12 protein-coding genes are annotated in these 12,982 nt (G+C 71.7%); 7 read left to right on the top strand and 5 right to left on the bottom strand.

Features of this window, described 5'->3' with window-relative positions; genetic code table 11:
* Positions 1-16 precede the first annotated feature (16 nt).
* The 5 genes from Vse01_RS07605 (at position 17) to Vse01_RS07585 (ending at position 5,485) form a co-directional block, all read left to right on the top strand.
* Entirely contained in the window at positions 17-1,426 is a 1,410-nt protein-coding gene (locus tag Vse01_RS07605; RefSeq protein WP_093408275.1) for a family 43 glycosylhydrolase, read from the top strand.
* A 58-nt stretch (positions 1,427-1,484) separates the two neighbouring features.
* A complete protein-coding gene (locus Vse01_RS07600) occupies positions 1,485-1,880 on the top strand; it encodes a hypothetical protein (protein ID WP_170863545.1) in 396 nt (131 codons plus the stop codon).
* Positions 1,880-4,303 carry a DUF4132 domain-containing protein gene (locus tag Vse01_RS07595; protein WP_093408273.1) on the top strand — a complete coding sequence of 808 codons (2,424 nt, stop codon included), beginning with the start codon at positions 1,880-1,882 and terminating at the stop codon, positions 4,301-4,303. Before Vse01_RS07600 ends, Vse01_RS07595 begins: the two co-directional genes overlap by 1 nt.
* A gap of 48 nt (positions 4,304-4,351) precedes the next feature.
* Positions 4,352-4,777 (top strand): DUF6153 family protein, encoded by a 426-nt coding sequence (locus Vse01_RS07590; RefSeq protein ID WP_093408270.1) that lies wholly within the window; start codon positions 4,352-4,354, stop codon positions 4,775-4,777.
* Between the two features lie 78 nt (positions 4,778-4,855).
* Positions 4,856-5,485, top strand: a complete 630-nt coding sequence (locus Vse01_RS07585; RefSeq protein WP_093408267.1) for a DUF305 domain-containing protein — start codon at positions 4,856-4,858, stop codon at positions 5,483-5,485.
* A 130-nt stretch (positions 5,486-5,615) separates the two neighbouring features.
* Here the strand turns inward: Vse01_RS07585 and Vse01_RS07580 are convergent, their stop codons facing one another.
* The 3 genes from Vse01_RS07580 to Vse01_RS07570 form a co-directional block, all read right to left on the bottom strand.
* Positions 5,616-6,407: a peptidase gene (locus Vse01_RS07580; protein WP_093408265.1), complete on the bottom strand. Its 792-nt coding sequence runs from the start codon at positions 6,405-6,407 to the stop codon at positions 5,616-5,618.
* A 3-nt stretch (positions 6,408-6,410) separates the two neighbouring features.
* A complete protein-coding gene (locus Vse01_RS07575) occupies positions 6,411-7,703 on the bottom strand; it encodes a vWA domain-containing protein (RefSeq protein ID WP_093408262.1) in 1,293 nt (430 codons plus the stop codon).
* A 95-nt stretch (positions 7,704-7,798) separates the two neighbouring features.
* Positions 7,799-8,455 carry a 4'-phosphopantetheinyl transferase family protein gene (locus Vse01_RS07570; RefSeq protein WP_093408260.1) on the bottom strand — a complete coding sequence of 219 codons (657 nt, stop codon included), beginning with the start codon at positions 8,453-8,455 and terminating at the stop codon, positions 7,799-7,801.
* A gap of 233 nt (positions 8,456-8,688) precedes the next feature.
* On the opposite strand from Vse01_RS07570, the gene Vse01_RS07565 reads away from it, so the two are divergent.
* Positions 8,689-8,994, top strand: coding sequence for a hypothetical protein (locus Vse01_RS07565; RefSeq protein WP_232511366.1), 306 nt, complete (start codon positions 8,689-8,691; stop codon positions 8,992-8,994).
* A gap of 346 nt (positions 8,995-9,340) precedes the next feature.
* Here Vse01_RS07565 and Vse01_RS07560 read toward each other — a convergent pair whose 3' ends face one another.
* A complete protein-coding gene (locus Vse01_RS07560) occupies positions 9,341-11,029 on the bottom strand; it encodes a dolichyl-phosphate-mannose--protein mannosyltransferase (protein ID WP_093408257.1) in 1,689 nt (562 codons plus the stop codon).
* Between the two features lie 66 nt (positions 11,030-11,095).
* On the opposite strand from Vse01_RS07560, the gene rsmI reads away from it, so the two are divergent.
* Entirely contained in the window at positions 11,096-11,962 is an 867-nt protein-coding gene (rsmI, locus tag Vse01_RS07555) for a 16S rRNA (cytidine(1402)-2'-O)-methyltransferase (RefSeq protein ID WP_373870655.1), read from the top strand.
* 9 nt (positions 11,963-11,971) lie between these two features.
* On the opposite strand, the gene Vse01_RS07550 is transcribed toward rsmI, so the two are convergent.
* Positions 11,972-12,910 (bottom strand): hypothetical protein, encoded by a 939-nt coding sequence (locus Vse01_RS07550; protein ID WP_373870654.1) that lies wholly within the window; start codon positions 12,908-12,910, stop codon positions 11,972-11,974.
* Positions 12,911-12,982 lie beyond the last annotated feature (72 nt).

The raw sequence follows: 12,982 nt of genomic DNA, 5'->3' as shown, positions 1-12,982 counted from the left end.
CCGCAGCTGGTTAGCGGTGACCGCCGCCCTGGTGATGGCGGCGATCAGCTCCTTGGCGGGGCCGGCCGTTCCGGCGCGGGCCGCCGCCGTCACATTCACCAACCCGTTGGCCGAGCAGCGTGCCGATCCGCACATCTACCGGCACACCGACGGCTACTACTACTTCACCGCCACGGTGCCTGAGTACGACCGGATCGTGCTGCGCCGCGCCACCACCCTTCAGGGGCTCGCCACCGCGACCGAGCGGGTGATCTGGCGTCGGCACGCCAGCGGCGAAATGGGCGCGCACATCTGGGCACCGGAGATCCACTTCATCGACGGCCGGTGGTACGTCTACTTCGCCGCCGGCCGCACCGACGACATCTGGGCCATCCGGCCGTACGTGTTGGAGAGCAGCGCCGCGAACCCGCTCGACGGCCCGTGGACAGAGCGTGGCCAACTCCAGCCGGCGCGCAGCAGCTTCTCCCTCGATGCCACCACCTTCGTGCACCACGGTCAGCGCTACCTGGCCTGGGCGGAGTACGCCGGCAACAACTCGAACATTTACCTCGCCCGAGCCGTCAACCCCTGGACGTACACGGGCACCCCGACTCTGATCGCCACCCCGACGTACGCCTGGGAAACCCGGGGGTACCGGGTGAACGAGGGACCGGCGGTGCTGATCCGCAACGGCCGGGTCTTCATGACCTACTCGGCGAGCGCCACCGACGCCAGCTACGCCGTCGGGCTGCTCACCGCCTCCGCGAACAGCGACCTGCTGAACCCGGCGTCCTGGACCAAACGGGCCACACCGGTGCTGGCCAGCGACAGCCGGACCGGCCAGTACGGTCCGGGGCACAACTCGTTCACCGTCGCCGAGGACGGCAGCGACGTGATCGTCTACCACTCCCGCAACTACGAGCGGTACCTCGGCAACGGCTACGATCCGCTCAATGACCCGAACCGGCGGACCCGGATCCAGCGGGTCTACTGGAACGCCGACGGCACCCCGAACTTCGGAGTGCCGGTGCCGGACGGACTGAGCCCGGTCCGGCTGCGCGCCCACGACCTGCCCGATCGTTACCTGCGGCACTGGGAGTTCCGGGTCCGGCTGGAGCCGAACGTGACAAACCTGGCCGACTCGCAGTTCCGGATCGTCGCCGGACTGTCGAACTCCACGGCGATCTCGCTGGAGTCGACCAACTATCCCGGCTACTTCCTACGGCACCGGAACCACCAGATCTGGGTGGAACGCAACGACGGCTCAAATCTCTTCCGTCAGGACGCCACCTTCACCCGGAGGGCCGGACTCGCCGACGCCACGAAGCTGTCCCTGGAGTCGGTGAACTTCCCCGGCCAGTACGTCCGTCACCGCGACGGCCTGCTCTACCTGGAGGCGGTACCGGACGCGGCCGGACGCGCGTCGGCCACCTTCGCCCTGGAGTAGCCAGTCGCGGCCCGTGCCGGAGCCTTCCTGTCGGAGGGCGTACCTAAACTCTCGCGACATGGCGACGGTGACCTTTGTGGACGAGAGCACCGCGGGTGCTCGGACTCCCGCGTGGGCCTTGCAGATCTTCGAGGAGCGGTTGACGCTTCGTGAGCTGATCCGCCGGCGGATCCACCAGGAGGTGGCCGAGCACAACGCGGCCAGTCCGGAGCCGCGCCGGCTGCTGGTGCAGCCAACCTCGACCGAACGGGCCCTCAACGGCGACCGGGGCGAGCAGCCTCGACGCCGCGTCGACCCGCAGCGGCAGATCGCCCTCGCCGAGCAGGCGTTCCGCGGCAACGGTTTCGTGGTGCTGGTCGGCGACCGGCAGGTCGAGGAACTGGACGACGAGGTCGATCTGCGTCGCGACACCGAGGTCACCTTCCTCAAGCTCGTCCCGCTGGTGGGCGGCTGATGACCACCACCACCGAACCCGTCTGGTACGCCGACCGGGCCCGCGAGCTGGTTGCCGCGAACGACCTGGACAAACTGGCGGGGCACCTGCACGCGCATGCCCGACTCTGCCGCGACAACCCCGAGGTACGCGCCGCGCTGCGCACGCTGTCCCGGGCGGACGTGGCGCCTCTCGTGCTGGCCATGGCCGCCCGCCTGCGGCAGGACGGTAAGCACTTCTGGCCGCCGCGCGACCTGATCGGGCAGCTGGCCCGCCGGCTGCCCACCGAGCTGGCGCCGGGGCAACTTCAGGAGCTCGCCGCGTTCGCCGTCGAGGAGCCGTACGCGTTGTCACCGACCGCGCTGGAGACGGTGGCCCGGGGCCTGGCCGCCACCGGCCCGATCTCCGCCGACCTGATGGAGGTGCTCGTCGACCGCTCCGACGAGAGCCAGCGGCTGCGGCAGTTCATCGCCGAGGTGGCCGGGCCACGTCTCGACCCGGACGATCCCTGGGCCCGGCAGATTCTCAGCGAGCTACCCACCCTCGACACCTCGTGGCGGCAGCTGGTCGCCCACGCCAGCACCGCCACCACGCCCCGTCCGTCGGCCGGCTGGTCGGCCGAGGCGACCCGACTGCTCGCCGAGGTCGACCTGAGGGCGGCCGGGCAGCTCTTCGACCGGTGGCTGGCCACCGCCGCCCGCGCCCCGCACCAACAGCCGACCTCGGTCAACGCCGACCTGCTGCGCGGCCTGCTCTGGCTGGTCGAGCGGACCGGACCGACACCGGAACAGGTACGCCGCGTCGGCGGTCTGGTCGAGGCGATGCTGCGTCGCCTGCCCGGCGTCGGGCCGGCCTGCCCGAAGGTGGCAAACGCGGCGGTCGGGGTGCTCGGCCGGCTCGACGGCGAGCCAGCGCTGGCGCAGCTCGCCCGGCTCTCGGCCCGGGTCACCTACAAGGGCACCCGCAAGGAGATCGACAAGGCGCTCGACGCTCGTGCCGCAGCCCTCGGCATCAGCCGGGACGAGATCGAGGAACTGGCCGTTCCGGACTACGGCCTGACCGGGGTGGGGCGGCACGAGGTGCTCCTGGGCGGTTGCCGGGCCGAACTGTCGATCGCGTCCACAAGCGTCGCTCTGGTCTGGCACACGGAGGCCGGCCGGCAGGTGAAGAGCCCACCGGCGGCGGTACGCCGGGACCACGCGGCGGAGTTGGCCGACCTGAAGGGCCTGGCCAAGGAGATCACCGGCATGCTGACCGCCCAGGTGGCCCGGCTGGACCGGCTCTTCCTGGCCCAGCGCAGCTGGACGCTGGCCGTATGGCGGCAGCGCTACCTCGATCATCCGTTGGTCGGCGCACTGGCCCGTCGGTTGCTCTGGCAGGTCGACGGAGTGCCCTGCGGTTGGGCTGACAGTGCGCTGCGCACCGTGGACGACACTCCGGTGTCCGCTGGCGACGACGCCGAGGTGCGGATCTGGCACCCGATCGGTCGGCCGGTGCCGGAGGTGGTCGGTTGGCGGGAGTGGTTGGAACGGCACCGGATCGTCCAGCCGTTCAAGCAGGCACATCGGGAGGTCTACCTGCTGACGCCGGCCGAGGAGACCGCCGGCACGTACTCGAACCGGTTCGCCGGGCACATCCTGCGTCAGCACCAGTTCCACGCCCTGGCCGCGGTCCGGGGCTGGACGGACCGGCTGCGGTTGATGGTCGACGACTCCTACCCGCCGACCTCGCGGGAGTTGCCCGGGTGGGGGCTGCGGGCCGAGTACTGGGTGGAGGGGATCGGCGACGACTGGACGGCCGACACCACCGACAGCGGGTCGTACCTGCGGCTCGTCACCGACCAGGTGCGCTTCTATCCGATCGCCGCCGCGCAGAACTGGTCGCATGCCTCCGGCGGCGGCTACTCGGCGCAGCGGTGGACGGACGCGCGACCCGGGGACCCGCTGCCGCTCGACCGGATTCCGCCACTGGTGTTCAGCGAGATCATGCGAGACGTCGATCTCTTCGTCGGGGTGGCCAGTGTCGGCAACGACCCGACCTGGTCGGACGGCGGCCCGCAGGGCCGTTTCCGGGACTACTGGTCGTCGTACAGCTTCGGGGAGTTGTCCGCCACCGCCGAGACCCGGCGCGAGTTGCTGGCCCGGCTGCTGCCCCGACTGGCGGTGGGCCGGCGGGCCCGCATCGACGGCCGCTTCCTGGTGGTCGACGGTGACCTGCGCACGTACCGGATCCACCTGGGGTCGGGCAACATCCTGATGAGCCCGAACGACGAGTACCTCTGCATCGTGCCGGACCGGGGCGCGGGCCGGACCGGGGAGCAGCAGTTCCTGCCGTTCGAGGGGGACGGCCTGCTCGCGGTCATCCTCAGCAAGGCGATGCTGCTGGCCAGGGACGCCGAGATCACGGACGTGTCGATCACCCGCCAGATCAGACCGGCCGGGTAGCCGCCGGGAAAGCGGTGCTGGTGGTTTGCCGCGCGATATCGTGATCGAGTGCGCGGCGAGGCGGCAACCAACGGGCGATGGCTCCGGTTCGTGCTGCTGGCGTGCACCCTGTTCGGGCTGGCCGTGATGCACAGCCTGGGCCACGATCCCGCCCTCGGCGCGCCCGGCCACGGCAGCCATGCCGCACCGACCTTGCCAAGTCACGTCGATGGCTGCCACACCGAGCAGTGCGTGGCACCGGCCGCTCACCCCATCGAGGAGCCGGGGCACGGTCACCCCTCAGGCTGGGCGGTCTGCGTGGCGCTCGTCGCCGGCTTCGCGCTCGCCGTCGCGCTCGCTGTCCGCCTCCTCCGGCGAACGCGGAGCGTGCTGCCACGGGATCGTCGGCTCACCCGAGCCCTGGGCGGCCGTGCCCCGCCCGCCTTTCGCCTGATCGGCCTGACCACGGCCGCTGTGTCGGTACTGCGGATATAGGAGCGACCAGCGGTCACCCCTGGTGGGTGGCCGCGCCGACCCGCTTCTGTCCACCGACTCCGAAAGGCCCTGTCAACCATGAATCGCACCCGTACACGCCGTGCCGTCTGGGCCGGCGTGAGCCTCAGCGTGGCGATCGTTCTTGCCGGCTGCGGCTCCGACCATCCGGCCGGCGCTGGCCACGACATGCCGGGTAACCCGTCCGCCAGCGCGATCAGCGGCGAATCCGCCACCAGCAACGCGGCCGACGTGATGTTCGCGCAGATGATGATTCCGCACCACGAGCAGGCGGTCGAAATGTCCGACCTGGCCACCACCCGCGCGTCCGACCCGGAGGTGAAGCAGCTCGCCACGCAGATCAAGGACGCTCAGGCGCCCGAGATAGCCCAACTGCGGGCCTGGCTCACGTCCTGGGGGGCGCCGATGCCGATGGCCAACGGCGACGGCCACGGCATGCCCGAGATGGACCACGAGATGCCGGGCATGATGTCCGAGGCCGACATGACCCGCCTCGCGGCAGCCTCCGGCACCGAGTTCGATCGACAGTTCCTCACCATGATGATCGATCATCACGAGGGGGCCGTCACGATGGCCGAGGAGGAGACAGCCCAGGGTGTCAACCCGGACGCCAGAGCGTTGGCGCAGCGGATCGTCACCACGCAGCAGGCCGAGATCGACACCATGAGGAAGATCCTCGCCCGGCTCTGACACCGACCGGTGCCCGGGCGCTCCCGCCGCCCGGGCACCCGGTGGCGCTGATCGGCTGCCGCCAACGGCCGCATGCGCGGGGACCGCCGGCAGGTCGGGTGGGCACCTCAGCACGACCTGCCGGCGGGGCTCATCTGGTGGCGGGACGCCGAGTGAGGGCGAATCCGACCACGCCCGCGACCGCGGCCAGCATTCCGCCGCCGGTGGTCCAGATCCAGCGGGAGCCGGCCTCGGGCAGCCAGCCGGTGAGGCTCAGGTCCCAGCCGTCGTCCCCGTCGCCCTCCGGTGCGACCGTCGGTTCGGCGTCCAGAACGGTGCCGGCGTTTGTCGGTGGCACCAGTGCCGCCTCCAGTCTGCCGTCGTCGGCGGAGCTGCCGGCGTCGTCGGTGGTCGAGACCAGCAGGTCCACGTCGATCGGCAGGCCGAGGTCGGGCTCGGGCACGTCGACCACGGCCAGTCGCACGTAGTAGGTGCCGGGCAGCGGGTCGCCGGACCATGGTTCGGCCCAGGGACGCACCCGCCGCATCGTGCAGCTGATGCCGACGGTACGCGCCGCGGCGTCGGCGGTCGGCGTCTGCGCGCCGGCCGTGCACGCCTGCCGGCGGCGCAGCCCGTCGAAGACCTCCACGGTCCAGGTGGATCGGCCGTTGCGGTTCTGCGCGAGGGTGACCGCCGCGGTGATCTCGTGGACCTCACCCGCGGCGGCTGGGAACGACCAGTAGAGGTGTTCACCCGTCGAGGCGGCGACCCGGACGGGTTGGCCGGCGGCGACCGGGGTGGCGGTGAGGTACGAGGTGCCGGCCCTGGTGACGGTGACGGCACCGGGGGAAGGGGTGGGGGTGGGCGCGGCGAGCGCCGTGCCGGGGGTCAGGGCGACACCGGCGGCGATCAGGGCGGCGGCGGTTGCCCAACGGATACGCATCTGTCAGTTCCTCCAGGTGGCTACCCACCAACGGGTGAGCAGGCCGGTGACGAGCCCGGTGAGCAGGCCGGCCAGGGTCAGCAGGAGCAGCAGCACCCAGCCGCGGCCCAGGTCCGGCCCGTCCGGAGCGGACGATGCGGCGACCACGTCGATGGTCAACTCGACGGGCATGCCCGGGTCCGCGGCGGTATCCGCTCGGGGTGAGAACATGTTGCTGACCACCAGGCAGACGGTGGTGACGGCCGAGGACGCGCTGGCTTCCGGCGTCGGGTCGCTGGCCTCGGGCCGCTCGACGTCGTCCCCGGCCGACCAACGCAGGCCGGTGGAGACCACGTCGGTACGTCCGCTGCCGGCGTCCACCCCGCGGACCAGTTCCCGGCCGTCCGCCGTGGTGGCCCGCAGCAGCACGCCGTGATCGGGGTTGACGGGGCGGTCGAGCGCGATGCTGACCGAGGCCCTCAGCTCCTGTCCCGGCCGTACCGGCACCCGGTACCAGCGATGCTCGGAGAAGCTCTCCCGGTCGGTGTAGACGCCGGGCGAGAGCAGGGGCGCACCCGGGCAGGCGTTCGTCCCGTCGACCTTCGCCGGGGTGGTGGCGTACGTGTCGCGGGCCCGGTCCACCAGTTGCTTCAGCCGGTCGGTCAGATCCTCGGCGCTCTGCGCGGCCGTGTAGGTACCGCCGGTCGCGGCGGCGATGCAGAGCAACTGCCGGCGCACCTTCTCGTCCGGTGCGAGACCGAGGGTGTCCACCACCAGCGTGGTGCCCTTGGCGGCCAGTTCCCGGGCCACCTGGCAGGGATCCGGTGGGGCGCAGGTGTCCTCGCCGTCGGTGATCAGCACGATCCGGCGTGCGGTGGTGCCGGCACCGAGATCCTTGGCGGCTTCGCGCAGGGCGAGCCCGACCGGAGTGAAGCCGGTCGGGCGCAGGGTCGCCACGGCGGCCTTGGCCTGCGTCCGGTCGACCGGGCCGACCGGCACGATCTGCTGGGTGTCCAGGCAGCCCTGCTGCTTGTTCTTGCCCTGATAGGTGGCGCCCAGCACCCGGATGCCCAGCTGGGTCTCGTCGGGTAGGGCGTCCACCACCTCGCCGAACGCCTGCTGGGCCACCGAGATCCGGCTCCGTCCGTCGATGTCGGTGGCCCGCATCGAACCACTCACATCCAGGACGAGCTGGACCCGGGGTGGCTCGCTTGGCGGTTCCGCTCGGTCGTCGGCGAGTGCCGGCACCGGGCCGGCCAGCGTCGTCGCCGTCAGCAGCCCCAGGAGGGCGGCTGACGACCATCTCTTGTTGATCACCGAGCGGAGTGTAGACAAGTCCACTCAGGACAGATCAGCCGGTCGCCGGTCGCCGGTCGCCGGTCGCGGTGCGAGCGGTGCCGCCGTGCCGTTCGCTACCGGGGGGTGAGCGTGGCGGCCGTGCGTACGAGGTCGGTGTCGACAGCGAAACGGCCGCTGATCAGCGTGGGCGGGTGGTCGACCGGAGCCTCGGCGACCCGCGCGGGGGAGATTCGCGCGGTGAACGTCCCGGCGTCGGGATCGAGACGTACCAGGGCGTCGTGGAAGTCGAGCCAGTTGCCGACGACCGGGTGCCACACCTTGTAGACGGTTTCCTTCGCACTGAAGATCACCGCCGGCCAGTGGATGCCCGGTGGTAGTTGTGCGACCTGCTCGTCCTCCTCGGGCAGGCAGATCAGTCGGCGTACCCCCGCACTGAGCTCGCGGTGTTGCTCGGCATCCATGCCGACTGCCCGGATCTCGTCGCTGCGGGCGACGGCCGCGGCGCAGTAGCCCCGGGTGTGCGTGATGGTGCCGACCAGCCCGGCCGGCCACACGGGTGAGCGGTCGGCGGCAGCCGGTACGGCGGCCGGTGGCAGACCGAGTGCGGCCATGGCGCGGCGGGCGCACATCCGGCCAGCGGTGAAGTCGCGGCGGCGGCTCTCCACCGCGCGGTCCCCGAGACAGGCCGCCTCGGCCGCGTGCAACCGTCCGGACCAGTCGTCCGGACCCGCCACGGCCACCGCGACGGCGGGCGGGAGCAGATCACGCACCTGCGGCTCCGGGGTAGTGCTTTCGACAAGTGTTGCCGGTACCAGCGACCGGCGACGATGGATACCTACGGTTGATGCAGTTCCTGGGGCGGGTCGCGGCGGCCATGGTTGGTCAACGTACCGCAACGGCGTAACGCCGCAGCGTTCCCGGACGCTGTAATTGAGCACGGGCACGTTCGAAGCGGCGGTGGGCGGCAGGCCCGCCGTCACCGGTGGAGGCGGAGAGGAGCGCGATGACGGGTGTTACGGATCGCTCGGGTGTCACCGTGGCGGAGGCGGGCGGAGCCGCGTCGCCCGGGCGGGTGGGCGAGCACGCCCCGGTGACCCCCGAATGGACGTGTGGCACCTGTGGCGCCGAGTGGCCCTGCGCCCGGAAACGGGAGCAGTTGCTGACCGAGTACGGCGTGGATCGACCGATGCTCAGTGTCTACCTGGGGGCCTGTCTCGCCGCCGCCGCCGAGGACCTGCATCTCGCCGGGTCGACGTCGTTGCAGGACAGGTTCTTCGGCTGGTTGCCGCGGCGCCCGAGGCGACACTGACTCGCTCGTCCGGACGATCGTCCAGACCGGACCCGGCTTCGATGTCGGGCTATGCCATGGGAAGCTGCGTGGCTGGACGTAACGGTTCAGCCATCCGCCGGACGGTGGCTCCGGGCGGCGCAGAGTCCGCGACGAGTCACGCTGTGGCAACAGTGGCCGCAACTTCTTGTCGCATTCAGCATTCGTCGGAAATCTGACCCACGCCGCCCCGTTGTGCCCTCGGTCGCGGGTGGTTAAGCTGCTGGTGCGCGCCCCAATCGCCCGCTTCCCCCGTGGCAGGCGATCGGGGCGCGTCCTATTTCCGAAGGAGGGCCCGTACGCCGAGGCGTACGGGCCCTCCTTCGGGTCAGATCCAGCGGCCGTCCAACCACATCCGCGCGGACCAGTCCTCGTACGGCAGCACCAAGCCCACGAAGATCGGATAGAAGTACGCGAAGCAGAGGACGACAAGCGCCACGTACGCACCGGCGATCACCCCGCCGACCAGCCGGCGGTCCCGGCTGGCCTCCTCGTCAGCACCGGTCACGGCCAGGGTGCCACTCGGCCCGGCCGGCGAGGCGATGGCGCCCAGCACGTAGACCACGGCGAGCACCAGGAACGGCAGCGTGGGCGCGGCGTAGAAGGAGAACATCGTCCGGCCGTCGAGGGCGAACCAGAACCAGGGCAGCAGCCCCGCCGCCACGGCGAGCAGGATCGCTCCGGCCCGCCAGTCCCGCCGGGCCAGGCCGAGCCAGACCAGCGCCACCAGCGCTGGCAGGAACGACCACCACAGCAGCGGGGTACCCAGCAGCAGGACCTCCTCGGCGCAGCTCGCCGCGCCACAGGGGCCCTCGCCGGTCCAGTGGAACGCCACCGGCCGACCCAGCAGCAGCCACTGCCACGGCCACGACTGGTACTTGTGCGGATCGTCGAGCTGGCTGTGGAAGCCCAGCGCCGCCTGGTGGTACTGGATCAGGTTCCACAGCGGGCCGACGACGGGCGCATCGCTGAGCCCGGCGTCCGGGTACCGCTCGGCGAGCCGGTAGTAGCCCTCCTGGCTGAACAACCAACCGGACCACGTCCCGACGTAGGTCACCGCCATCAGCAGACCGGCGAGCACCATCCACGGCACGCCGTCGAGCAGGGTGTCCCGCCACGGCCGGGGTACCCCGGCTGAGCGTCGGGCACCGACGTCCCAGAGGAACATCAGCAGGGCGAAGACGGGTACGAAGAACAGCGCGCTCCACTTGACCGCGAAGGCACAACCGAGCAGCACCCCGGTCGCCAGCCGCCACCAGGGCCAGTTCCGCCAGCCGCCGGGCGGGCGACCGGCCCGCCCCCGGGCGGCCGGATCCAGCCCGGACTCCAGCGCCCGGGCCCATCGGCGGCGAGTCGCGTCCCGATCCAGCACCAGCGCGCCGAAGGCGGCCAGGATGAAGAAGAGCAGAAAGATGTCGAGCAGCGCGGTGCGGGAGAGCACCAGGTGGAATCCGTCGACCGCGAGCAGCAGGCCGGCGGCGCAGCCCAGCACAGTGGAGCGGAACATCCGGCGGCCGATACGGACCAGCAGCAGCACCGACAGGGTGCCCAGCAGCGCCGCCGAGAAGCGCCAGCCGAACTCCGGCGCGGTGGTGAACAGGTGGCCGGGCACCGAGATGCCGTGCTCGGCGTCGCTGTAGCCGAAGGCCCACTCACCGAAGCCGATCAACCACTTGCCCAGCGGCGGGTGGACCACGTACGACGGGGCGTTGTTCGTGTAGTTCCACTCCACGCCCTTGTCGATCAGCCCCCAGCCGTCCCGGGCGTAGTAGACCTCGTCGAAGATCTTGCCGGGCGGATGGCTGAGGTTCGCGAACCGGAGAACCGCCGCGATGACCACGACAACCGCCGTGGCCAGCCACGAACGGTCGTCCAGCCCGGCCTCGACGGTGGCCAGCCGGCGGCGGATCATCGCCGGTACGCCACCCCCCGCCGGGCCGGGGGCGGTGGCTGTGGTGGCTCCCGGCTCCGAGGGCTGGTCGGAACTCGCGCTCTGTGCTGTCGACGCACTCGTCACCCGGCGATCGTAGGCTGCCAAGGGGGTCGGTGGTGCCTGTCGTCCCCATATCCGGTACGCCCATCGATGAAGGAGCGCGCTGCTGTGGGTGGAATGTCCGAAACCGGTCGCCTGATTCTGCTCGGCGCGCCGCTCGGCAACCCCGCCGACGCCTCCACCCGGCTGCGGGACACTCTCGCCGCCGTGGACGTGGTCGCCGCCGAGGACACCCGCCGGCTGAACCGGCTCGCCCGCGACCTCGATGTGACCATCCCCGGCCGGATCGTCTCGTACTTCGAGGGCAACGAGGAGCGGCGCACCCCGGAACTGGTCGAGGTGCTCACCGAGGGATACGTGGTAGCGCTGGTCACCGACGGCGGCATGCCAAGCGTCTCCGACCCCGGCTACCGGTTGGTCCGCGCCGCCCTGGACGCCGGGGTGCCGGTAACCGCCGCGCCCGGTCCCAGCGCCGTCACCACCGCCCTGGCGCTGTCCGGGCTGCCCAGCGACCGGTTCTGCTTCGAAGGGTTCCTGCCGCGTGCCCCCGGTGCCCGGCGCGCCCGGCTGCGGGCCCTGGCCGCCGAGGAACGGACGTTGGTTCTCTTCGAAGCGCCGCACCGGATCGCCGCCGCACTGACCGACCTGGCCGACACGTTCGGCGCCGACCGGCCCGCCGCTGTCTGCCGCGAACTGACCAAGACGTACGAGGAGGTGCTACGTCGTCCGCTCGGCGAGTTGGCCCGGTGGGCCGCCGACGGCGACCCGCGTGGCGAGATCACTCTCGTGGTGGCCGGGGCGCCCGCCGTGCCCGGCGTCCGCCCCGACGACGACGCGTTGCGCGCCGCGGTGGCCGAGCGGGAGGCGGCGGGCCGGAGCCGCCGGGACGCGATCACGGACGTGGCGGCCGAGTACGGGTTGCGCCGGCGCGACGTCTACGCGCTGGTGCACAAGTGAGGGCGGGTGCTACCAGGCGGCGATCAGGAAACCGAGGGCGGTCAGCAGCGGGCCGCCCAGCGAGGCGGCGATCGCCCAACGCCGCTCGGTCGGATCGGGTAGCCGGGTCGCACCGGTCCAGCGGGCGATGCCCACCGCGCAGCCGAGCACCCCGAGCACGCCGAGCAGCCAGCGCAGGTGAGCACCCACCCCACCGTCGGCGTACGCGACGTGACCGTCCGGGCCGGTCACCCGGGCGGGTAGGGCCGAGCCGGGCACCGCGCGGTCCCGGGACACCCCGCTGACCCGTACGCCGTGGATCCGGAACTCCTCCTCCACCGCCGTGAAGATGCCTCGGCACCGCTGGGTCAGGCCGTCGCCGGTGCACCTGGTGACAACCACCGTGCCGGAGGTGGCGTGCCCGACGGCGAGCCAGAGCGGACCGGCGCTGACCCAGGCGAAGAAGGCCGCCGCGAGGCTCAACCCGATCAACGCGGACAACCCCGCCAGGGGATCCGGCGGGTGACTGCTGCGTTCCCGACGCCGGTGCACCGGCCAGAACCGCCGCCACCACGGCTCGACGTCGCCGGGCTCCTCCTGCCGCACCGGCGTGCCGTCCCAGTGCACCTGCTCGATCGGTGCCCAGAAGGTGTCCTCGTCCGGCGTACCGTCGTCAGGTGATCGGCCCCGACGGCCCCGACGTCCGGGCGGCCGGACCGGAACCCGTCGCGGCAGCGTGTCCACCGGCGCGCCGGTCGTCGGCTCCACCTCGACTCCGGTGGGTGACTCGACCGTGGCGGGGTCGGCCCGCTCCGGACCGGCCGCGCCGGTCTCAAGCTCCGGTGCCGCCGAGGGCACCGCGCGGGGCTGAGGTGCCACCGTCTGGGTACGCGGCGACGCGGTGGAATCCACCCCCGGGTCGGAAAAAGGGCCGTCGGAGTGGTCTCGGGCGGCTCGGCTGCCAGTCACGCGTTTCATTTGACACCGGCGAGCGGGGTTGATCGGGCAGCTCAGGCAGCGTGTCGATGACAATTCGGACTA

The organism is Micromonospora sediminimaris, assembly GCF_016863575.1.
Classification (GTDB): Bacteria; Actinomycetota; Actinomycetes; order Mycobacteriales; family Micromonosporaceae; genus Micromonospora; species Micromonospora sediminimaris.
The sequence above is the reverse complement of the archived record's forward strand: the minus strand, read 5'-3'. Positions and strand labels throughout refer to the sequence as shown.

What these genes read in the sequence shown, in the direction of transcription:
- Vse01_RS07595 (WP_093408273.1), top strand. Translation starts at nt 1,880, where the DNA reads ATGACCACCACCACCGAACCCGTCTGGTACGCCGACCGGGCCCGCGAG.
- Vse01_RS07585 (WP_093408267.1), top strand. Translation starts at nt 4,856, where the DNA reads ATGAATCGCACCCGTACACGCCGTGCCGTCTGGGCCGGCGTGAGCCTC.
- rsmI (WP_373870655.1), top strand. Translation starts at nt 11,096, where the DNA reads ATGAAGGAGCGCGCTGCTGTGGGTGGAATGTCCGAAACCGGTCGCCTG.
- Vse01_RS07565 (WP_232511366.1), top strand. Translation starts at nt 8,689, where the DNA reads ATGACGGGTGTTACGGATCGCTCGGGTGTCACCGTGGCGGAGGCGGGC.
- Vse01_RS07580 (WP_093408265.1), bottom strand. Translation starts at nt 6,407, where the DNA reads ATGCGTATCCGTTGGGCAACCGCCGCCGCCCTGATCGCCGCCGGTGTC.
- Vse01_RS07600 (WP_170863545.1), top strand. Translation starts at nt 1,485, where the DNA reads ATGGCGACGGTGACCTTTGTGGACGAGAGCACCGCGGGTGCTCGGACT.